Source organism: Bradyrhizobium sp. JR4.1 (assembly GCF_040548605.1).
Taxonomy (GTDB): Bacteria; Pseudomonadota; Alphaproteobacteria; order Rhizobiales; family Xanthobacteraceae; genus Bradyrhizobium; species Bradyrhizobium canariense.
The window spans coordinates 42,276-64,099 of sequence record NZ_JBEPRY010000029.1 but is presented as its reverse complement, the minus strand read 5'-3'; the positions used below and the strand labels follow the sequence as shown (position 1 = coordinate 64,099).

Annotated in this window: 13 protein-coding genes, 3 pseudogenes and 1 riboswitch; of the genes and pseudogenes, 14 read left to right on the top strand and 2 right to left on the bottom strand. The window is 58.5% G+C overall.

The window, feature by feature from the left end; genetic code table 11:
- The first annotated feature begins 595 nt into the window (after positions 1–595).
- The 3 genes and pseudogenes from ABIB90_RS35780 to ABIB90_RS35770 form a co-directional block, all read left to right on the top strand.
- Positions 596–1,810, top strand: coding sequence for an EAL domain-containing response regulator (locus tag ABIB90_RS35780; protein ID WP_027515596.1), 1,215 nt, complete (start codon positions 596–598; stop codon positions 1,808–1,810).
- Positions 1,811–2,406: 596 nt separating this feature from the next.
- A complete protein-coding gene (locus tag ABIB90_RS35775; protein ID WP_084462458.1) occupies positions 2,407–2,610 on the top strand; it encodes a 4Fe-4S binding protein in 204 nt (67 codons plus the stop codon).
- Positions 2,611–2,741: 131 nt separating this feature from the next.
- A riboswitch (cobalamin riboswitch) is annotated at positions 2,742–2,941 on the top strand.
- 102 nt (positions 2,942–3,043) lie between these two features.
- Positions 3,044–4,107: pseudogene (locus tag ABIB90_RS35770) on the top strand (5-methyltetrahydropteroyltriglutamate--homocysteine S-methyltransferase); the annotation flags it as partial.
- Positions 4,108–4,739: 632 nt separating this feature from the next.
- On the opposite strand, the pseudogene ABIB90_RS35765 reads toward ABIB90_RS35770, so the two are convergent.
- Positions 4,740–5,793 (bottom strand): annotated as a pseudogene (locus ABIB90_RS35765) (cytochrome-c peroxidase).
- 2,559 nt (positions 5,794–8,352) lie between these two features.
- Between ABIB90_RS35765 and ABIB90_RS35760 the strand changes: the two are divergent.
- On the top strand, positions 8,353–8,721 hold the full coding sequence (locus ABIB90_RS35760) for a helix-turn-helix domain-containing protein (RefSeq protein WP_027515600.1): 369 nt from the start codon (positions 8,353–8,355) through the stop codon (positions 8,719–8,721).
- 520 nt (positions 8,722–9,241) lie between these two features.
- Here ABIB90_RS35760 and ABIB90_RS35755 read toward each other — a convergent pair.
- On the bottom strand, positions 9,242–9,361 hold the full coding sequence (locus ABIB90_RS35755; RefSeq protein WP_084462147.1) for a superinfection immunity protein: 120 nt from the start codon (positions 9,359–9,361) through the stop codon (positions 9,242–9,244).
- 725 nt (positions 9,362–10,086) lie between these two features.
- On the opposite strand from ABIB90_RS35755, the gene nifD reads away from it, so the two are divergent.
- From nifD to ABIB90_RS35705, 10 genes and pseudogenes are all read left to right on the top strand, one after another.
- Positions 10,087–11,589, top strand: coding sequence for a nitrogenase molybdenum-iron protein alpha chain (gene nifD / locus ABIB90_RS35750; RefSeq protein WP_354202439.1), 1,503 nt, complete (start codon positions 10,087–10,089; stop codon positions 11,587–11,589).
- Between the two features lie 81 nt (positions 11,590–11,670).
- Positions 11,671–13,230, top strand: coding sequence for a nitrogenase molybdenum-iron protein subunit beta (gene nifK, locus ABIB90_RS35745; RefSeq protein ID WP_027515602.1), 1,560 nt, complete (start codon positions 11,671–11,673; stop codon positions 13,228–13,230).
- A gap of 117 nt (positions 13,231–13,347) precedes the next feature.
- Positions 13,348–14,991, top strand: coding sequence for a nitrogenase iron-molybdenum cofactor biosynthesis protein NifE (nifE, locus tag ABIB90_RS35740; protein WP_354101450.1), 1,644 nt, complete (start codon positions 13,348–13,350; stop codon positions 14,989–14,991).
- Between the two features lie 9 nt (positions 14,992–15,000).
- On the top strand, positions 15,001–16,407 hold the full coding sequence (gene nifN / locus ABIB90_RS35735) for a nitrogenase iron-molybdenum cofactor biosynthesis protein NifN (protein ID WP_051448292.1): 1,407 nt from the start codon (positions 15,001–15,003) through the stop codon (positions 16,405–16,407).
- On the top strand, positions 16,404–16,799 hold the full coding sequence (gene nifX, locus ABIB90_RS35730) for a nitrogen fixation protein NifX (RefSeq protein WP_027515604.1): 396 nt from the start codon (positions 16,404–16,406) through the stop codon (positions 16,797–16,799). Before nifN ends, nifX begins: the two co-directional genes overlap by 4 nt.
- A gap of 10 nt (positions 16,800–16,809) precedes the next feature.
- The gene (locus ABIB90_RS35725) at positions 16,810–17,280 is read left to right on the top strand and encodes a NifX-associated nitrogen fixation protein (RefSeq protein WP_354101451.1); all 471 of its coding nucleotides are present in this window, start codon (positions 16,810–16,812) and stop codon (positions 17,278–17,280) included.
- Positions 17,281–17,287: 7 nt separating this feature from the next.
- Positions 17,288–17,488 carry a CCE_0567 family metalloprotein gene (locus tag ABIB90_RS35720; protein ID WP_027515606.1) on the top strand — a complete coding sequence of 67 codons (201 nt, stop codon included), beginning with the start codon at positions 17,288–17,290 and terminating at the stop codon, positions 17,486–17,488.
- 13 nt (positions 17,489–17,501) lie between these two features.
- On the top strand, positions 17,502–17,786 hold the full coding sequence (gene fdxB / locus ABIB90_RS35715) for a ferredoxin III, nif-specific (protein ID WP_027515607.1): 285 nt from the start codon (positions 17,502–17,504) through the stop codon (positions 17,784–17,786).
- A gap of 142 nt (positions 17,787–17,928) precedes the next feature.
- Positions 17,929–19,756: pseudogene (locus ABIB90_RS35710) on the top strand (prolyl oligopeptidase family serine peptidase).
- Positions 19,757–20,573: 817 nt separating this feature from the next.
- Positions 20,574–21,692: a TlpA disulfide reductase family protein gene (locus ABIB90_RS35705; protein ID WP_354101452.1), complete on the top strand. Its 1,119-nt coding sequence runs from the start codon at positions 20,574–20,576 to the stop codon at positions 21,690–21,692.
- Positions 21,693–21,824: the final 132 nt, after the last annotated feature.

Here is a 21,824-nt window from a genome sequence, read left to right as displayed (position 1 = left end):
CACCTAGTTCAGAAAGAGCTTTTCGACCACTTCTGCAATCGCGTCCTCAGCTCCTGGCACGCCTTTTGTGCAAAGCCGTGCCCCGTGGGACAGACCTTGCGCTTCATCTCCAACACGAACACCCGTAACGTTAGCCCCTCTTGAGGAAATTCATAGCCAGAAAGATACAGAAACCGCAAATGAGAGCAACTATCAAGCTCGGTAGAGAATGGGACTTCCGCACTCGCTATAAGCAGCAGAGCTGAAGAAAGTGCAAGTTGTCGCCGTAAGAGTGATTGCCGATCGTCACTCACAAGCGAGTCCATCAATTAGATCTCGCACCATGATGATCGCAGCACATAGGGCGCACCGGGTCCGCGCACCCGAAGGTGAGATTCCCGACAACCGCGTGCGTCACTCGTACAAAGTTGCGCGAAGCCGGCCAGGTATCATACGCATGCGCCGACAAAATCGTGTGAACAACACCGCGAAAGATTTTGCACGCTAGTGCACCATCTTAAGCTTACCTCGAAGAATCGAGAGATAATGCCAAGCACAGCTTGTTTGGACCTTCGCTCCTCGTTTAAGGGACCATCACGGAACGGGAGTGGTTGCGATGGGGCATGGGCAGGCCGAACTTGTCGGACGAAAACCTGTAATCTTCGGGCACCGTAAGGTGCGGCCGCGAGCGTGCGTGGCGGGCGGAAAGCGGCATCTGCGCGCCTTTCTTCGGGATGTGCTGGAGGGTATGGGGTTTGTTATCAGCGAATGCGGCACTGCTGACGAGTTGTCGCACGTACTCTGCACGGAGTTCCCTGATCTGATCCTGCTCGGCATTGGCTCGGATCGCATCGAGCCTGGACGATTGCTCGAGATACTCGTACGCGAAGAATTTGCGGGCAAAGTGCTGGCGTTCGGCGCCCGCGAGTCGATCGTCATGACGGCAGTGCAGCAGGTGGGGGGCGAATATGGACTTGCTATGCTGCCGCCGCTGAGGACGCCGTTTGCAGCTGAGACGTTGCGCGATCGGGTCGCCATGCTCTTGCCCAGAGAGCCGGCGCCCCGTCCGGCGGTCCATGTCGGAGAAGCCTTACACGCTGGCTGGCTTGAGCTCTGGTATGAGCCGAAGTTTGACGCGTGTACCCTCAGCCGCCGCGGCGCCGAGGCGCTTGTGCGAATGCGGCACCCGACCTGGGGCGTTGTTCCACCAGCCTATTTCATCCCGGAGCCTCACGATCCGCATTTTAGGGAGTTGTCGCAGTTCGTGATCGACCGCGCCATCAGGGATTGGCACTATCTTCTGGAGCACCAAACTTCGATCGATCTCTCCATCAATCTCCCGGCCGCATTCCTGATTGACCCGCAGGGGGTACGTGATCTCTGTCAGCGCATGCCGTCGCACCCGGATTTCGGCGGCTTGACGATTGAAATCGCGAGCAAGGAGGCCATCCAGAACCTAGATCTCCTGATCGAGGTCGCGCGTGAGGTTCGCTTTCACAACATTGGCCTTGCAATCGACAATGTTGGCACCAATTGGCCGCAGCTCATGGGGGTGGAGAAATTCCCGTTCATGAAGTTGAAAGTAGACCGGAAGTTCATCTCTGGTTGCGGAAATGGGGCCCTGAAGCGAACGGTGTGCCGCCATATCGTTGATCTAGCCAAAGAGTACAGTGTGCGCACTGTCGCCGAAGGTGTGGAGAGCGAGGCCGACCTGATTGCTGTGACCGAACTCGGCTTCGACCTTGCGCAGGGCCATCTGTTCGGAAAGGCCATGCCGCTGAAGCAATTTGCACAATCATCCTTCAGCCCTCCTCCACTTCGTCCAAAATAGTTGCACGACAGGTGGCTAAGCACGGCCAGGCAAAGCGGACCAGCGCTCGTCCGCACTGCTGCGCCTACTGTACCAGGCGTGCTGATAGGCGGTCACTTTGCAAAGCCAGTGTCGCTCCTCCCAGCGCAACTTCATTTCTCTCCGAAGCGCCGACGCGGAGCGTTTTGTAGCACAGACTGTTTTTGGCCAGTCTCAGCCAGTTCCGCGGAGATAACGTTGCAGCCATCAGCGAGGTTTGCAAAAAACCTCCGGTCAGGGCGTGTGACCGAAGGTCTGCCGAGATCCGGCGTAGACGCGTTGGCTCGCGGCTTTTAGTCGCGCCGCCGGTTCGGAATCGTCGAGCCTCGGTTGGTCCCGCGCTGCCGTGACAGACAAACCTGGAAGCGCGCACTGGTTGAGTCGCGACTGGCTCTCGTGCAGGGTCCGAGGGCTCGTATAGCTCGAAATTGAGACGGCCTGTTGCTGTCGCAGATGTAACATGGTCTCAGACCCGGGCAGCACAATTGCGCGAATTGCCCAGCATTGAACGCGTCTGTTTGGCACGGCCCTTGAAGGGGATCGCGAATCGCATCGTTCGCCCAAAGGAGTCGGAAGGTATGGCTTACAAGATCGTCGCTTCGCAATGTACGGTTTGTGGTGCATGTGAGTTCGAGTGTCCCAACGCGGCGATCAGCCTCAAGCGTGACATTTACGTTATCGACGCCAAGAAGTGTACGGAGTGCGAGGGCCATTGCGACACGCCGCAATGCGCGGTCGTCTGTCCGGTGCCTGACACCTGTGTCCCGTCTAAGGCAGCATAGCCAGCCCCGTGTCGAGAAACCTTCATCGCTCGATTTCGCCTCAGATTGTCATAGCCTACCTAGTACGGCTCGCAATGACTTGGGCAACATCGCAGCCAGGCTCGGTAGGTTGGCGCATCGATCCCCGTCCGCATAATGCCGGAAGTCGTGGTCTCCGGATTTCGTTTGATCCGGAGCTAAGAGGGAAGCCGGTGTAATCCCAGCGCTGTCCCCGCAACTGTGAACGGCGAGCCGCTGTCCAACGAAGTCACTGAAGCCATGCGGCTTCGGGAAGGCCGGACAGCAGCGACGACCCGCGAGCCAGGAGACCTGCCTCGACAAGATATCGTCCACGGGCGGGGTGTCCCGGTGGTGCGCCTAGCAGCTGTCGTTCACGCGACATTCGCTGCACGCGTCCGACATGGCCTTTGCCCCCAATCATGGGGTCTAAGTTATGTCTATTCGGTCGCTTCCCGTTGCCACACTGGGGACGTCACGCATCGGCCCACGACGCGAGCTCAAGTTCGCGCTCGAGAGCTACTGGGCGGGAAAGTCCAGCGCAGCCGAGTTCCTCGAGGCGGGAAGTGGACTTCGTGCCGCGAATTGGCACGGCAGAAATCCCGCGGCGCGACCGTCATTCCTTCAAATCACTTCTCGCTCTACGACCATGTGCTCGATACTAGCGTAATGGTCGGTGCCATTCCCGACGTATACGGCTGGACCGACTGTCCTGTGTCGCTCAAGACCATGGCACGTGGCGCTCAGGACGGTGGTCACGCTCAGCATGGGCCTGGCGTAGCCGCGCAGGAGATGACGAAGTGGTTCGATACCAACTACCACTACATGGTGCCGGAATTTCACCAGGATCAAATCTTTAAGTATTCCTCCCGAAAGCCGATCGAGGAGTATGAGGAGGCAAAAAGTCTCGGCTAGCAGACGCGCCCCGTCCTGGTTGGCCCAGTCACTTTCCTGAAGCTCGGCAAAAGCTCAAATCCAGCATTCAATCCGTTGTCGTTGCTTGATCGACTCTTCCCAGTCTATGTCGATGTTCTCCGCGAACTAGCCTCGCGCGGTGCTGAATGGGTTCAGCTCGATGAGCAATCCCTAGTGATGGACCTGGATGAGGCATCTCGGGCGGCTGTCCGCCGGGCCTATGCTCATTTCGCAAAGGCCGTGCCGGCGCTTAAAATCATGCTGGCCACTTATTTCGGGGCTATCGGCGACAATCTTGAAACAACCTTGGCCTTGCCCGTTGCCGGGCTTGATGTGGACCTGGTTCGGGCGCCCGACCAGTTGGACACAATTGTCGCCACAGCTCCTAGAGATCTCGTGGTCTCGCTAGGCGTCGTCGATGGTCGCAACGTGTGGCGCTCCAATCTTCCGCCGCTGCTCCGCCAACTTGCCCCTCTGGTCCAAAACCTGGGTAGGGACCGTGTTCAGGTTGCTCCCTCCTGCTCGCTGCTTCATGTTCCGATCGACATTGAGCTAGAGACCGATCTCGATCCCAATGTGAAGACGTAGCTGGCGTTCTCAGTTCAGAAGATCAAGGAACTTTCGTGCCGATCAGGTGACATATTCCATAGTCATTAACGCTGTACGCGAACCGCAGCCCGACTGTTTCATTTATCCATCGCGTGGATGTGTGCCATCATAACAATCAATTTTACCGCCCTTACGGAATGTCATACGAAAATTGGCGCTTTGGCACGATGCTCGGGAAAGATAATCGAGCGCTGTTGGTGCTTGGGGATGCTGCTGCGCCAAGCAAACGGCGGCTTGAGTTTCAGGGCACGGCACCGAAACCGGTTGCGCGAAGGATCCCAGCTTGAGCAAGGCACTGCCTTGCCAACCGGACAGCGGGCGAGTGGTGGTCAAGTCCTGAGATTTCCCACAGGAGTGGAAGGCAAGAGGCTCCAGATTTCGCGCGGAGCGATCTCCGCTCCTCGTTGTTTGACGGCGAATGCCCTCGCCGTAAATCGATCGCCGGTAGTCCTCCCTACCGACGAAAGCTGGTGCGATTCATAAAGCAGCTCGCTCCGGCGTGACTTTCGCCCGGCCTCCCGAGGAGGCCGGGCGTTTTTTTAGTGCACGAGATCGGTCAGGGTCGTTGCACCGCATCTGGAGCCAACGCATGGGGCCGGTGCGTTAACCTATTTGTCTATAGAAGGCTCTGGTGTGGTGTTCGTACGCGTGGGTGGTATCGGATACTCGATCTTAGGCAGCCGCCGGGTCAGCGAATTTAGAAACGCTACGATATCGTTCTCTTCCTCATCGCTAAGCTTGGCGCCGAGCTGGAATTCACTCATCAGGCAACAGCTTGCTTCAGATTCCAAACCTGACCCGAATGGAAGTAAGGGGCTCGCAAGGCGACGTTCCGCAACGGCGCCGCGCGGAAGACATATTCGTCGGCGGCCGCCTTGGTGACCGCGAACCGGCCCCGTCGGCGTCCGGAAGCACCCTTGGGTCCGGCTTTTTCATCGCGCCGAATGGGAAATAGGCCTGTCCACCGACGTCCATTGTGGCAGGTGGAGCACCCCTTCTCCATAAACAGCGCCAAGCCTGACTTCTCCTGATCGTTGAGAGCATGTGTATTGCCCCCCAGATACTGATCGAATGGGGCCGCAGGCGTAATGAGAGTTGCTTCAAAAGCCTTCGAAGGTGACCCGGTCTCGCTTCGTTCGGGAAAGCGTTTTTGAACAAGTCGACATAGCTTGCCATTGAGTTCAAGGTGTCGAGCACATGATCCGGAGTCGCATTCATTTCGGCACTCGCCTGCACAGGGCCGGTGGCTTGCGCCTTGAGGTCCACGGCGCGTCCGTCCCAGAATTGCGCCGTATTGAACACTGCATTGTAGAGGGTGGGGGCCCGACGTAGGCCGACCTTCCAGCCGTGACCGACGGAGGTCGGACCGGCATCGACTCCGCCGGTGGCGAGATTGTGGCACGTATTGCAGCTGATGATCTCGCTTGCCGATAGCCGCGGATCGAAGAACAGCATCTTGCCAAGCTGAATCTTTTCATGCGTGATTGGATTGTTCTTTACCTCAGGAACGACTGAGGGAATCGGATGGAAGATCTCCTTGGCGGTTCTCATCAGATCATCGTCGGCGTTAGCTCCTGACGACATCAGCAGCCCGATCGCCAAAACAGATGCTTCAGCTAAAGCCGAAGCTCCCGGATCGATTTGTTCATACCCCCGCCTCATCAGTTCTGATTGTTAATCAAGGAAACAGTCGAAAGCGATGCGAGCCCCCGTTCCCTCGACGGGCCGGCGCAGCATGCACCGGATCTTCTGACGCGAGGCTGCATCAAGCTGTGCCTTTCGAGGTGCTCGCTGCCGGCGTTCGTCCACGAAGCTTTCGGCCCATATTTGATTGGCGAGTTCGCTTTGAGCTAGATCACGGCGGTCGTGTTGGTAGATCAGACTAATCTTGCTGGTCGATCTGACAACAACAGGTGTACCGCAAAAGGGTAAGCTGTCCGGTGGCCGCATCGGTGCTCCATCAAGCGATTGGGTGCCCAATACGCTCCCGCAAAGCTGATGTATCCGTCTTACACCGCTGTCGCACTCAGCGCTTACGGTGTTACTGGGCAATAGCAACTGGGATGCCAGTTGCATCTGACATGCAAGCTACTGATTTCGGTGACGAGTCCGGGCGAACAAACAAAGTCGGATGTCCTGGTTTGATGACTACATTCAGTGTCCCAGATGCGACAAGCTCCAGTCCCGGCTGAAACTTTTGTGATGAGATCAAATTGCCAGCTTGCGGGCCGCACGCGGGTTGGCAGGTAATAAGATCTGCGCACGAGACACTGAGCCGAGGCGCCCAGCGCTTGCGTCGCTCACGATTCGCCGAGCCCTGCCGACTAAAGTCTCTCCGACTGATGTCCGGCCGCTCTGGCGCGCCGCCGCCGCAAAATCCCGCTCGTTTGTAACAGACGAGCCCCGAGTCTGAACATGGCCTGTCTTCAATCCCACCTGAAGTTCGCTGGCATGGCAATTGCTGATCTCAAATCTGAAAGGCGCGGTTGCCCAGAGTTGGACGGTGCGACCGTCCGATTACTCCTACTCCCATTCGACACCAGCTTGAATGGGCGGCCTGATACCTGATCTGGCCGGGTGTTGGTTGGAATAAGATAGCTATTCGGCCGACTCGCGGACGAACGGCAGCTTTTGAAATCCTGCGCGTTGATGGCAAAAAAGCTGAATTTCTGCAGAAGGAGTCATCACTTCGTGCTCTTGCGTTGAAAGACTGCGATACAAAGAGAACGTGCTGGGACGAAATCGTGACATCGTGTCCGCAGATTGCCAGGTCGTGAGATCTCATCGGCGTCTTACGACAGGACGTGATTGACCATTGTCCATGGCTGGTTCAAGTTGGATACCGTATCCATGATGGCTTCGATTGACGATCGCTTGAATGAGATCAGATACGTGCGGAATGACATTTGGCGCTGTCGCAGACGGCTTCAAAGCGAGCTAAGTGATCTCGAGCGTAAGATCCTCGAAGAGCGTCTGCTTGAACGTCAGTCTGCCTTTGAACGGCTCCTAGCGACCACGTTTCCTTTTACATTGACACTGAAGCGAAATTCGGGACCTGTGCCGCGGGTCATGGAAGCGGAAATGGCATCCGCCCACAGAACGCCTGCGCCTGCGTCAGGAGCGTAGCGCTCCGACGCCGCGGCTCGTCGCACCCCTCATGGCTGCCGCTGAGCTGAAAGGCATCGGTCCATAGCGTTAGTTCACCGACGTGCTGTCTGCGCGCCGTGAGCGCCGCAGTGAAATGGTTCGGGCACCCATCCAGGGGCCAGGGGAAACCGCTCGCCTCTTTGTGCGACACCGCGGTCGTGGTGAGTGTCCTTCGTCCGACAGAGCGATCGAAGAAGCTTGAATCGGCCGTAGCGTCAGATTGTACAGAGCAGGCGAACGATATTCCAGACCAGGTGCAGCCGAATGATAAGATCCGTTCTCGCTTTTGTGTTATGTTCCGCTATCGAGTTGTTCGGGCCAAGCACGGGCGCGGTTGCGGATACAAGGCGGTACGCGTGCACGATCACCGCCGCCGATCGAGAGCCCGTCGGAGTTCGCAATGAGCGGGTCGTTCTCACGGTTCAATATGGCTGTCGGATCACGGATGGCAGCGACCCGGGGATTACAGCGGTGTCGGTTAGCGAGTGGGCTGCTGACAAGGGAACATACTTGGCGTCCCTGGAATTTCACGGCGCGCCGGAGGGAGTTGCAATTGGGCAACTCTCCGAGGCGACCGGCTTCTCTAGCTTAGAAGGCGAGCAAGGAATCGCGGTCGCAGCTTCCGGTACAGCAGTATTCAACTTCGCGTCTGGCTCATTGGCAGCCCTTTCAGGGAAGACCCTTAAATTTACGACCAAACTCACTGGCCTGCGTAGCTTCGAGTTGGAGTTCACAGATTGGCCAGAAACTCTTCTATGGAAGTGACCCGTGTCTTACACTGATTTCAGCAGGCGCTCGGACGCACGAATTACTGTCAATACTCTTAGCCTCACACAATACGTGCTCCCCGCCTGTGTGCCGTCCTCCAAGACGAGCAAACCCCACAACAAATTAAGCTAAATCTCCGAAGGCACTCGAGCCCGGTAGAGCGTTCAAATTGACCTTCACCCGAGCCGATCAGCAGCTCTTTAGAGCGCTGATCAGCATCAGGGACGAACTAGCCTCGCAGAAGGGGCATCTCTTCGACAGCGCCTGCGCGACACCGAAGCGATCCACAAGGAAAAAACCAGCCTGATGATGAGCGCGAAGAAGAAGCTGCCCGCCCACAGTCGGGGCTCCGGCAACATTTTTACTGATCTCGGCCTGCCGAATGCCCACGAGCACCAACTCAAGGCAGCCCTCGTCGTACAACTGAAACGGTTGATGGCGGAGCGGAAGATGACGCAGGCCCAAGCCGCGAAACTGGTGGGCGTGAAGCAGCCCAACTTGTCCAAGCTGCTTCGGGGCCAGTTCAGGCTGGTTTCGGTGGTAAAACTGCTGCGTATGCTGACAGCGTTCGACCAGGACGTCGAAATAACGGTAAAGCGACATCGGAAGCGCGGCAGAGCGGGCCGGATCACGTTTATTCAGGCCGAGGAGTTGCCGAAAGGTGAGGGGGCATGACATCTAACGCGACGGCGGCCAGATGCGCTCATGAACCCACTCTGCAGTGCCCGATCTGCAACCATGGGATTCGGCTAACTGAATCCCTCGCCGTCCCTTTTCTCACCGAGAGCCGCCAGCGGTTCCGGGAACACCTGGGCGAGCAAGGACGCGGAGGTCGCCCGAGAGACCGAAGCGCTCCAGCAGGAGCGCGAGAAGGTCAAAAGGGGTCGTGAGCAGGTCGAACGCGAGGGCGTGAACCGACTGGCGGCTGAGTGCAGCCAACTCGTCGCTTCAGAAGCGAGGACGGCGCGCAATGCAGCTTGATGGTCACGGCTGATTCCACCGGGCTCTCTCTCTTTCGAAGGCGAAGATCTCGGCTTGCAAGACGGGCAGCTTCCATACGGAGCGCAGATCGTAATTGGGCACCGTTGCGCCGGATCCCCGGCTGGAGTCTTCGCCAGGCCGGGTGCCGAATGCTGTGACCTGGCGGCCAATGCCGATTCCAAAGAGGAATCAGCGCCCGCACGAAGAACCCAAGTCAGCCGAGCACGGGGGAGCCAAAGACGACGTTCAGGATGGCCAACGCCCAGGCGTAGTGATGCCGAAACTTGAAGGCGATGATGGTTGGCAGAAGGTACGCCGCGGCCAGCGGGATCATTCAGACAAGTCCGGCGGACATGCTCATCAAAGCGGAAAGCGCGACCATGGCAGCGATGATCCAACCCGAAATGCCGGTGCTCGGTGATGTCCAAGGTGAGCGATGTCTCCTTGGCGATATCTTTCTTCGTCCCTGACTCGACCTTCAATGCGGCGAACAACCTATCTTTGGCGGCGTCGATTTCGCGGAGAGCGCACTTGCTTGTTTTGTTTCAGACACGGCGCTAGCGGGTACGCCTGTCGGTGCCAGACAGGGTCAGGTTTCTAACAATCCGCGTCCTACCAGCTATCTAGCTCTACAGACGTGGGTTTTTGTATTGAGCCCGCGCTGGCACACTCGTTGCAGACCCCTGCGCAACAGGCGGCTGTTAGCCCTTTGCATCAACATGCAGAGGGACACGCCCCTGATGGCAGGCAGTGAGTAAAGAAGCCGATATGTCCAACCGCTGGAGAGCAGGCATGACTTCACCGAGACGCGTCGTGGTCAGCGATCCCGTCGACAAATCAACAGCGTCACACACACGGCGCTCGCAAGCGCTCAGCCGAGACGAACTACAAGATCGTGGACGACCGCTGCCGCATGATCCAGAAGACAGCGAAGTTGCGATCGGTAGGACCGGTCACGGAGATTGCACGCTGTACACCTGAACGCCGGATCGGAAATCCGTCGGTCTGCCGGAGAAGCGTCGCTTCTTGATTTGAGACGACAATCGAAAGGAAATTTGTATGAGCCGAGCAACTACCCAGAGCGTCGCTAAGATCAAGGCGCGCAACAAGCAGCTAATCGATGAGGTGTTGAAGGTCTACCCAGAGAAGACCGCCAAAAGGCGCGCCAAGCATCTCAGTGTTCACGAGGCGGGAAAGTCGGATTGTGGCGTCAAGTCGAATATCAAGTCCATTCCGGGCGTGATGACCATCCGTGGTTGCGCCTACGCGGGCTCCAAGGGCGTGGTCTGGGGGCCGATCAAGGACATGATCCACATCAGCCACGGTCCGGTCGGTTGTGGTCAGTACTCATGGGGCTCGCGGCGCAACTACTACATCGGCACGACCGGCATTGACACCTTCGTGACACTGCAGTTCACCTCCGATTTCCAGGAAAAGGATATCGTGTTCGGCGGCGATAAAAAGATTACCAAACTCATCGACGAGCTCCAGGAGCTATTTCCTCTCAACAGGGGCATCACCATTCAGTCCGAATGTCCGATCGGTTTGATCGGCGACGATATCGAGGCAGTCTCGAGAGCAAAGTCAAAGGAATATGGCGGCAAAACCATCGTGCCGGTGCGGTGCGAGGGGTTTCGTGGCGTGTCACAATCGCTCGGCCATCACATCGCGAACGACGCCGTTCGAGATTGGATCTTCGACAAGAGCGCCCCAGAGGCCAGCTCTAAATTTGAGTCGACGCAATATGACGTTGCGATCATCGGCGACTACAACATCGGCGGCGATGCCTGGTCCTCTCGGATCCTGCTCGAAGAAATGGGCCTGCGCGTCATCGCCCAGTGGTCCGGGGATGGATCTCTCGCTGAATTGGAGGCGACGCCGAAGGCGAAGCTCAACATATTGCATTGCTATCGCTCGATGAACTACATCTCACGGCATATGGAGGAAAAATTCGGAATTCCCTGGTGCGAGTACAACTTCTTCGGGCCGTCAAAAATCGCGGAGTCGCTGCGCAAGATTGCAAGCTTCTTCGATGACAAGATCAAGGAAGGCGCCGAGCGGGTCATCGCCAAGTATCAGCCGCTTGTCGATAAGGTGACCGCGAAATACCGGCCGCGGCTCGAAGGCAAGACTGTAATGCTGTTCGTCGGCGGCTTACGTCCTCGCCACGTCATCGGCGCCTACGAGGACCTGGGGATGGATGTTGTCGGCACGGGCTATGAGTTCGCGCATAACGATGACTACCAGCGCACCGCTCAGCACTACGTCAAAGATGGCACGCTGATCTACGACGATGTCACCGGCTACGAATTCGAGCGATTCGTTGAACACATCCGGCCAGACCTCGTCGGCTCCGGTATCAAGGAAAAGTACGTCTTTCAGAAGATGGGCGTGCCGTTCCGCCAAATGCACTCCTGGGACTACTCGGGTCCTTACCACGGCTATGACGGCTTCGCGATCTTCGCCCGCGACATGGACATGGCGATCAACTCCCCGATCTGGGGAAAGACCAAGGCACCTTGGAAGGACGCTCCGCGGCCGAGCCTCATGGCGGCGGAATAGGAAAGCCGGCGCCTGGTCCCTTTCTTCCGCAGAGGAGGGGAGGGGCAGGAGAACAAACACAAGAACCTAAAGAGTGCCATGATGACACAGAACGCCGAACACATACTCGACCACTCTGAGCTTTTCCGGGGAGACGAATACCAGCAGATGCTGGCCAACAAGAAGGCGCTATTTGAGAATCCGCACGATCCCGCCGAAGTCGACCGCATCAGAGAATGGTCCAAGACGCCCGAATACCGCGAGAAGAACTTTGCCCGCGAGGCGCTAACCGTTAATCCGGCGAAGGCTTGCCAGCCGCTCGGTGCGGTGTTCGCCGCGCTCGGGTTCGAGCGCACACTGCCGTTCGTCCACGGCTCCCAGGGTTGCGTCGCGTATTATCGCAGCCATTTGTCGCGACACTTCAAGGAGCCGACCTCGTGCGTCTCCTCGTCCATGACGGAAGACGCGGCAGTGTTCGGGGGGCTCAACAACCTGACCGACGGGCTTGCCAACAGCTATAACATGTACAAACCGAAGATGATCGCGGTCGCCACGACCTGCATGGCGGAAGTCATCGGGGATGATCTCAACGCCTTCATCAAAACATCTAAGGAAAAAGGTTCAGTCCCCGCGGACTACGACGTACCATTCGCTCACACTCCTGCATTCGTGGGCAGCCACGTTACCGGCTACGACAACGCGCTCAAGGGCATCCTCGAGCATTTCTGGGATGGCAAAGCCGGCACGGCGCCAAAACTCCAGCGCAAGGCGAACGACACAATCAACTTGATCGGCGGATTCGACGGCTACACTGTCGGCAACGTCCGTGAGATAAAGCGCATCTTCGAGCTGATGGGGATCGGCTACACGATCCTCGCGGATAACAGCGACGTGTTCGATACCCCCACGGATGGCGAGTTCCGCATGTACGATGGCGGCACCACACTAGAGGATGCAGCGAACGCAGTCCACGCAAAGGCAACGATTTCCATGCAGCAATATTGCACGGAGAAGACGTTGGCCTTCGTCAAGGGGCACGACCAGGAGGTCGTCGCCTTCAATCACCCGCTGGGCGTCAGCGCCACAGACGATTTCCTGATGACGCTGTCGCGTATTACCAACAAGGCAATTCCAAATGCGCTGGAGCAGGAGCGCGGACGTCTGGTAGACGCAATGGCTGACTCTAGCGCGCACGTTCACGGCAAGAAGTTCGCGATCTACGGCGATCCCGACCTCTGCTATGGCCTGGCCGCATTCTTGTTGGAGCTCGGCGCTGAGCCGATCCACGTGCTCTCGACCAATGGGAGTAAGGCCTGGAAGCAGAAGATGGAGGCGCTGTTCGCGAGTTCGCCGTTCGGTAAGAACTGTCGCGCCTTTCCGGGCAAGGATCTCTGGCACATGCGTTCGCTTCTGTTCACAGAACCCGTCGATTTCCTGATCGGTAACACCTATGGCAAGTATCTCGAGCGTGACACTGGAACACCGCTAATCCGCATCGGGTTTCCTATCTTCGATCGCCATCATCATCATCGTTATCCAGTGTGGGGCTATCAGGGTAGCATGAATGTGCTGGTCAAGATTCTCGATAAGATCTTTGATGAGCTCGATAGAAAAACCAGCTCGGTTGGCAAGACAGACTACAGCTTCGACATCATACGTTAAGGCGAGCGCCCCGCCTCATCGTCCGCGGGAACAGCGGCGCTGTGGCGGGGATCACATGTTATCCGGCGGCCATCCTCTTGGTCTGTGCGGTGTGTTGACATCCCCGAAAGAGGCACCATGAGTTCGCTTCCCACGATCATACAGGACGTCTTTAACGAACCGGGCTGCCCCAGGAACGCGAGCAAGTCGAAGGTCGAGCGCAAGAATGGATGCACCAAGCAGTTGAAGCCGGGCGGCGCCGCCGGCGGGTGTGCCTTCGATGGCGCCAAAATCGCACTGCAGCCCTTCACCGATGTCGCCCACCTTGTGCATGGTCCAATTGCCTGTGAGGGCAATTCCTGGGACAACCGCGGTTCCGCCTCCTCCGGCTCTGATCTGTGGCGCAGAAGCTTCACCACTGACATGAGCGAGACCGACGTCGTGTTCGGCGGCGAGAAGCGGCTGTACAGGGCAGTCAAGGAGATCACAGAGAAATACGATCCACAGGCCATCTTCGTCTACCAGACGTGCGTGCCCGCGATGATCGGCGATGACATCGATATGGTCTGCAAGGCGGCCTCCGCCAAATTCGGCAAACCCGTCATTCCCATCAATTCACCGGGATTTGTGGGGTCGAAGAACCTCGGTAACAAGCTCGCGGGCGAAGCACTGCTGGAGCACGTCATCGGTACCGGAGAGCCGGATTACACCACGCCGTACGACATCAACATCATCGGCGAATACAACCTGTCCGGCGAGCTCTGGCAGGTCAAGCCGCTGCTCGATGAGCTCGGAATCCGTATCCTTTCGTGCATCTCAGGGGACGGCAAGTATCGCGAGGTCGCTTGCTCGCACCGAGCCAAAGCCGCGATGATGGTCTGTTCAAGAGCGATGATCAACGTCGCACGCAAGATGAGGCAGCGCTACGGCATCCCGTTTTTTGAAGGCTCGTTCTACGGTATTGAGGATTCCGGCGATTCACTGCGCCAGATTGCGCGCATGCTGATCGAACGTGGCGCGCCGGCTGAGCTGATGGAACGAACGCAAGCCCTGATCGCACGCGAAGAGACCAAAGCCTGGACTGCGATCGAACGTTTCAAGCCGCGCTTTGCTGGCAAGAGGGTCGTTCTCATCACCGGTGGCGTGAAATCCTGGTCGATGGTGGCCGCTTTGCAGGAGGCCGGGCTCGAAATCGTCGGCACGTCCGTGAAGAAATCGACCGAGAAGGACAAGGAACGTATCAAGGAATTAATGGGTCAACACGCCCACATGATCGAGGACATGTCACCTCACGAGATCTACAAGATGCTAAAGGACGCAAAAGCCGACATCATGCTCTCGGGCGGCAAGTCGCAATTCGTTGCACTAAAGGCGGCGACGCCATGGCTCGATATCAACCAGGAGCGCTGCCACGCCTATATGGGCTATGTCGGGATTGTCAAGCTCATGGAGGAGATCGAGAAAGCGCTCTACAATCCGATATGGGATCAGCTCAGGCAAGCCGCGCCCTGGGATGAGTTCGATTGGAAGCGTCAGGCAAAGACGGTTGCGCAGATGCATGCGCAAGCCGTTGATCCAGTTCGGGGCGCGAACACGAACGGCGTCAAGACGATAAGTTTTTCCAACAAGACTGAGATCGGCCATGGTGAGAGCGCTATTGCGGCGCATGGCCCGAACCCCGTCGAGGCCGCCAAGCCGTGCACCGAGTCCACCGCAAGGAGCCTTGCTTGTAAGGACATTTGTTCCGATCTCCAGCCCCCAGCGCTGCAGGCGGCTGAGTAGGAGAACGACATGGCGATCGTCACTGCCTCGAAGAAAGCCTGTTCGGTCAATCCGCTCAAGATGAGCCAGCCGATCGGCGGCTCATTTGCCTTCATGGGCCTGCGCGGCGCGATGCCGCTTTTGCACGGCCCGCAAGGTTGCGCCTCGTTCGGGCTGACGCTGTTCGTGCGCCATTTCAATGAAGCCGTGCCGATGCAGACGACCGCCATGAGCGAGGTTGCCACCGTGCTCGGCGGTCACGAGAATCTCGAACAGGCGATCCTCAACATCTACAATCGCGTCAAGCCCGAGATCATTGGTATCAATTCGACTGGCGTCACCGAGACCAACGGCGATGACGTCGAGGCCTTCATCCGGTTGATCCGTCAGAAGCATCCGCAGCTCGAAAAGCTTCCCCTTGTCTACGTCTCGACGCCGGATTTCAAGGATGCCTTTCAGGATGGCTGGGGCAAAACAGTGGCGCGGATGATCGAGGTGCTCGTGGCTCCCGTCGACGCAGTGAGATCGCGCGATGGCTCCCGCGTCAACGTGCTACCTGGCTGCCACCTCACGCCCGGCGATCTCGACGAGCTTCGCACGATCTTTGAGGATTTTGGGCTCAAGCCCTCCTTCCTGCCGGACGTTGCCGGTTCGCTGGATGGCCACATCCCCGACCAATTCACGCCGACCACGATCGGTGGCATTGGAGTGGACGAGATCGCGACCATGGGGCAGGCGGCCTGGACGATCGCCATCGGCGCGCAAATGCGCCGTGCGGCCGAGATCATGCAGGCGCGGACAGGCACGCCGTTCCGTCTGTTCGAGCGGCTCTGCGGCCTTATTCCAAACGACGAATTCATCGCGTTTCTGAGCGAGATCAGCGGCCAGTCGGTGCCCTCGAAATATCGCCGGCAGCGTGGACAGCTGGCAGACGCCATGCTGGATGCCCATTTCCATATCGGCGGCCGCAAGCTCGCGATCGGCGCCGAGCCGGACTTGTTATTCGATCTCTCCAGCTTCCTCCACGAGATGGGGGCGCAGGTAACGGCTGCGGTGACGACGACGAACTCACCGGTGCTTCAGCGGGTCAGGACCGAGGACGTCCTGATCGGCGATCTGGAGGATCTTGAAGAGCTTGCCAGGTCACGTGACTGCGACCTCTTGATGTCGCATTCACATGGTCGCCAGGCCGCTTCGCGACTCAATGTTCCGTTCCTCCGGGTGGGTTTTCCGATGTTCGATCGCCTTGGCGCTGCGCATCTCACGACCGTTGGCTATCGCGGCACGCGCGATCTGATCTTTGATATCGCCAATCTGATCATCACCGACCGCGAAACCAACCATGGGCCGACGCCCGACACCTGGCCATCAGCTGCGGTGAGCTGCAGGTCCATCCGCCCCAGTTGCATTGAGCAGGGAGAGAAAAAACACGGATGAAAGTTGCATTCGCCACTCAGGACTTGAAGCACGTCGATGCGCACTTCGGCTGGGCCAAGAACATCGCGATCTACGAAGTCGGCCCGGACGGGCATCGGTTTATTGAGGCGGTTCAGTTCGGCGGTGATCTCACCGAAGACGGCAATGAGGATAAGCTGGCGCCGAAGATCGACGCGATCAGGGACTGCGCAATCCTTTATGTTGCGGCGATCGGCGGCTCGGGTGCTGCGCGAGTCGTCGCGAGTAGGATTCATCCTATGAAGGTGCTGCAACCAGAACCCATCGACGAGCTTTGCATCAAACTGCAAACCGTGCTGAAGGGTTCGCCGCCGCCCTGGCTGCGGAAGCTGCTCACTAAAAGCCCGGAACGTACGGTGGATTTCGAATCCTGAAGGAAAGAGGATGCCCGATCAGTCTGAAATCACTCCAGCCGCCGCCGCGGCGGAGCGGCCATTTCTCAAAGAGCTCATCAAGATCTGGCGCGCCCAGGATACCCACGGCGCCTGGGAGGGCAAGAAGGACCTCGACCTGCTAGAACCCTACATTCTCGACAAGCGCAAGCGCCGCGCGCTGCCGATCGTCGGCAATCCCGACCCCGACACGACATGGCGACTGCAGTTGTTCTTTGACGCCATTGCGCTCTCGATCGAGAAGGCGACGGGTGTGATGATCTCGCCAATGCTGAAGATGCATCATGAAGGGTTCGGCCGGATCGTGCTGATTGGGGGCCGGCTCGTTGTCGTGAGTAAGCAGCTACGGGACGTGCATCGCTTTGGTTTCAACAATCTCTGTCATCTTGCCGAGCAAGGCGACAAAATCGCCAGCAGTGGTGTTGAGATGATCCGCGAGTTCCCGGAAGTGGCGAATTATTGAGGCAAGTATGAGCGATGTTGAAAGCCTGAAAGCGGAAATAAAGAAGCTGTCGGCCAAAGCGACCCAGGCCAAGATGGACCTCCACGACCTCTCCGAGGATCTGCCTGTCAACTGGACCGCGATCCTGAGCGTGGCGCAGAAGGCCCACGACGCCTTCAGCGAGCTCGAAAGCAAGCGCCAAGATCTCCAGGCACTACACAAAGGATAACGGACCTCAAGCCATGTCATTCAGGACCCGCGACGGCCGCGATTGGAGGCCGGACTACCTGGTTTGGATCGATCCAAACAAGTGCATCGGCTGCGGCCGCTGCTACAAGGTCTGCGGCCGCGAGGTCATGACGCTGAAGGGCCTGAGCGAGGACGGCGAGATGATCGATCTCGATGAGGACGACGATGAGGTCGAAAAGAAGGTCATGGTGATGAAGGACGAGGGGGCCTGCATCGGCTGCAGCGCCTGCGCCCGGGTCTGCCCGACAAACTGTCAGACCCACGCGCCAGCTGCTTGAACCGACGTTTCTCTCGCTATGAACAGGGGTGGTTTGTCAGAGACAAACGTAGCGGGAGATCCGGCATCGAGCGGCGACATGTACGGCGCGAAGCCTTGAACCCTATCGAAAGTGCGCGTCAATGCTAAGCTTGGAGTGAATCATGGTCAAAAAAAGGTGTGCCTTGAAGTCGCGGATTGAAAGGCCAACGGCCTCGACTCCAGATGATGATCCCTATCTATGGTTGGAACAGATCGAAGGCGGACGGGCGTTGAACTTCGTCGAGCGGCAGAATAGCAGAACGGTGCGGGTGTTTGGCGGAGCGGCGTTCGAGCGCGACCGCGATACGCTCGCCGCGATCTACGATCGGCCCGACAAGATCCCCTATGTCAGCCGGCGCAGCGAGCATCTGCACAATCTCTGGAAGGATGCCATGAACCCGCGCGGCCTGTGGCGGCAAACCTCCCTCGCGGAGTTTCGCAAACCGCGGCCGGCGTGGGAGACCGTGCTGGACATCGACCGGCTTGCGGCGAGCGAGGGAAGACTGGCTGGTGAGCTCGATCAGCTCGCGGCCGGGAAGTTCGCGAGTCATCTTGAGCCTGTCGCGCGGCGGCAGCGACGCCGTCACCTTGCGGGACTTCGGCCGATCATATGGGGATCTTTGGCATGGACGATACCGGCGCGAAACCGCGCGCCTGGATCATCGACTAGATCGACTTCTTCAATTGCGGCATCTGGCTGCGCGACGACGCCGGCACCACAACGAAGCTCGACCAGCCGACCGGCATCTGGATGCAGGCGCATGGCGACTGGTTTGCGATGAAACTGCGCACGGACTGGGCGATCGAAGGACGAACCTACACCGCCGACGCCGTGCTCGGCAGCTCGCTCTCGGCGTTCCTCGCCGGCAGTCGCGACTTCACAATTCTGTTCGAGCCCGGACCGCGCCGGGCCTTGCAGGGGTTCTTCTGGGCCGCGCGCAAGCTGGTGCTGTCGATCCTCGACGAGCTGAAGCCGCGATTCGAGATCCGCACACCATCCGCTGCGGGGTGGAGCCGCGAGACTTGGCGGTCTTCCTGAGATTGGCGTCGTCGATGTCTGGCCGCTCGATCGCCATTCCTCCGAGAGCAATGGCGACCTGCTCGCCAATGTGCAGGACCCGCTGACGCCGCCGTCGCGCCGACGGCCTCGTGGTGACGCAGCACGAGGCGATCTCGGTTGACGGCGAGCGGATTCCCTATGTGCAGACCGGCCCGGCCAGCGAGACCAGCGATGCGCCGGTCTACATGAGCGCCTATGGCGGCTTCGGGCTCGCGGTGAAGCCGCACTACAATTCGTCGCTCGGCAAGCTCTGGCTGGAGCGCGGCGGCACCATCGTGCAGGCGAATCTGCGCGGCGGCGGCGAGTTCGGCACGCGCTGGCACGATGCCGGCCGTTTCGCCGGCAAGAAATTGTCGCATGATGATTTCGCAGCCGTTGCCGCCGATCTCGTCCGCCGCGGCGTGACGCAGCCAAAGCGCATCGCCGCGCAAGGCGGCTCGAACGGCGGCATCCTCATCACCAACATGCTGGTGCGATACCCCGAGCGCTTCGGCGCGCTGTTCTGCACCATCCCCCTGATCGACATGCGCCGCTACACCAAGCTGCTCGCGGGCGCGAGCTGGATCGCGGAATATGGCGATCCCGACAAGCCCGAGGAATGGGAGTGGCTCAAGACCTACTCCGCCTATCACAACGCAAAGCCGGCCCAGCCCTATCCGCCGATCCTGATCGGGACGACACGGCGCGACGACCGCGTCCATCCCGGACACGCGCGCAAGATGGCAGCAAAGCTCCAGGGGATGGGCTACGAGGCTTATTTCTACGAGCCCGGGGCGGGTGGCCACGGCTATGGCAAGGACAACAAGGAGCGCGCCGGCTTCGAGGTGCTCGGCTTTGAATTTCTGAAGAGCAAGATTGGCTGGCAGGACGGGGAGGCGTCACCGAGCTAACGCAATTGCCAAATGACATTCGTACGATATCGACCAGGGCGAGGGCGATCTGACCGACGTCCAGTCCTCCCGCACGACCGATTCGAGATCCTGGCGCTTGAACCAACGCATGGTGGAGTTAGTGTCTCGCCGGGACTTTGATAAGGACGGTTTCTCTTCACCAACTCTATGACCTCACTTGCGTGCTGAATCTCATCCCGGTGCTGCGCGTGATCTTCCAGGACTGTGACTGGACTGCGTCTTGTCTGCCCTTTAGAATGTATCGTCACAAAAGCTCGCCATTCAAAGTTCGAACCACCATTTGTAATTTGCGCAGGCGCTCAATTCGGCTACTGGATTATCTTCCAGCGGCGGCAGCCGCGGTCGCACTTTCCTTAGGAAGCAGGAACACCGAGTAGGAGGAGCGCAATCAGACCGGCAGAGCGAGCGAGGCTCATACTCACGGCTATTTGCCGGTTCCGGACCCGGGCTTACGGCCGCGCTCATCCAAACGTCAGGTGCGATCGTCATGATGGACGGGGCATAAAACGCCACGGCTCGCAGCGCACAACCCGCGTCTGATGTCTGACATCGAACGAGACCGCCAGCTACAAACGCGCCGTCGTGTTGAGCCGCCGAGTGGTTTTAGACCGAATTAGGTGCGTGATGTTCGTTGCTGGCGTTGGCACGGCCATTGCTGCTGGGATTGAGCACGGTGTCAGGCGGAGTGGATGCAGACGCGCTCTCTCGTTCATTGAACTCGTGCCCCGTTTCTTAGAGACAAACGAGCTTGCGCATACGATCGCGCGAAGGTTTGGGAATAGCTTTGGAGAACAACGTGATCCTTCGTATGGAGTCGCCAGCTCCTCCGATCAGGGTGGAAAGCTGGGTACGTGGCGAGCCCCTCACCAACTTTAAGCTGGGTACGCTGTATGTTGTCGAGTTTTGGGCGACTTGGTGCGGCGGATGTGGGGCGGAGATTCCCCATCTCGCGCAGCTGCAAGAGAAATACAACCATAGCGCAGTTGAGGTCATTGCAGTTGCAGCTTCCGAGCGAGGCTCAACGGCCGAGGAGGCGCGAACAAGCTTGGACGCGTGGTTGACCGAGAAAGGCTCCAAGCTGAAATTTCGGATCGGGTTCGATTACGCCGGAAAAATGAAGAAGCTCTGGATGGCGCCCAGTTTTTCTACCACTATCCCCACCTCATTCGTCATCGACCGCGACGGTCACGTCGCCTTTATCGGTCACCCGATGCAACTGAATGACGTGTTTCCAAAAATCGTAAATGGCACTTGGCGCACCAGCGATGAAGCCAAAGCAGCGGATGCGGAGCGAATCGCTAAAGCAGAATCTAAAATGCGCGAGAAAGCCCGGATGCAAGCGTTCTGGGGCAAACTTGGACCGGCGCTGAAGGCGCAGGATTCGTCGATGACGCTTTCGGCCGCTAAAGAGGGCGTCGCAATGATGCCGGACGACATCAACGTTCGCCTCGTTCATGCGGATCTGCTCCTGCACAAAATCCATGACATGCAGACGGGGTTACCCGTTGTGCGTCAATTGGTTGGCGATGCGATCGAAAAACAATCCGAGTTGTGGAAGGTGCAAGCGATCCGCCAACTCTCTAATCCAGCGGAGGACAACTCTGATTTCCCGCATTCTGATCGCTTTGCGATGAGCAAGGAATTGGCCGAACACATCGTCGCGCTGAACTCTCCAGAAGGCCGCGGCCGCCCCAAGTTTCTGTCCTATGTGGCGGTCGCTCAGTATTATTTCGAAAGCGGCAACAGGGATCGTGCGGTCGAGTTAGTCGAGTCGGCGGTGAAGTCGCTGGACGGCCCGAGGCCAATGGGGGCTGAAGAGAAGGCGCACTGCCTGCGGCTGTTGCTTAACGCCTTCGCCAAGTACGAGGATGAGGAGGCAAAGCCGTTCTCGGGGACGAAGAACGTCTTGGCCTGAATTCTTGACCTGAATTTAAGAAAATGCGGCTCGCGAGCGGACGAGCGGTGACCCCAGAAGCGGGTGCCGCGGGACGCCCAAGGTGCGCCGAAGATGGCGGTGAGGCAGCTTGCCGCATGGAGAGGACGAGGA

What these genes read in the sequence shown, in the direction of transcription:
- nifX (WP_027515604.1), top strand. Translation starts at nt 16,404, where the DNA reads ATGAAAGTTGCATTCGCCACTCAGGACTTGAAGCACGTCGATGCGCAC.
- ABIB90_RS35720 (WP_027515606.1), top strand. Translation starts at nt 17,288, where the DNA reads ATGAGCGATGTTGAAAGCCTGAAAGCGGAAATAAAGAAGCTGTCGGCC.
- ABIB90_RS35760 (WP_027515600.1), top strand. Translation starts at nt 8,353, where the DNA reads ATGATGAGCGCGAAGAAGAAGCTGCCCGCCCACAGTCGGGGCTCCGGC.
- ABIB90_RS35755 (WP_084462147.1), bottom strand. Translation starts at nt 9,361, where the DNA reads ATGATCCCGCTGGCCGCGGCGTACCTTCTGCCAACCATCATCGCCTTC.
- ABIB90_RS35725 (WP_354101451.1), top strand. Translation starts at nt 16,810, where the DNA reads ATGCCCGATCAGTCTGAAATCACTCCAGCCGCCGCCGCGGCGGAGCGG.
- ABIB90_RS35780 (WP_027515596.1), top strand. Translation starts at nt 596, where the DNA reads ATGGGGCATGGGCAGGCCGAACTTGTCGGACGAAAACCTGTAATCTTC.
- nifK (WP_027515602.1), top strand. Translation starts at nt 11,671, where the DNA reads ATGACACAGAACGCCGAACACATACTCGACCACTCTGAGCTTTTCCGG.
- nifD (WP_354202439.1), top strand. Translation starts at nt 10,087, where the DNA reads ATGAGCCGAGCAACTACCCAGAGCGTCGCTAAGATCAAGGCGCGCAAC.
- ABIB90_RS35775 (WP_084462458.1), top strand. Translation starts at nt 2,407, where the DNA reads ATGGCTTACAAGATCGTCGCTTCGCAATGTACGGTTTGTGGTGCATGT.
- nifE (WP_354101450.1), top strand. Translation starts at nt 13,348, where the DNA reads ATGAGTTCGCTTCCCACGATCATACAGGACGTCTTTAACGAACCGGGC.
- nifN (WP_051448292.1), top strand. Translation starts at nt 15,001, where the DNA reads ATGGCGATCGTCACTGCCTCGAAGAAAGCCTGTTCGGTCAATCCGCTC.
- fdxB (WP_027515607.1), top strand. Translation starts at nt 17,502, where the DNA reads ATGTCATTCAGGACCCGCGACGGCCGCGATTGGAGGCCGGACTACCTG.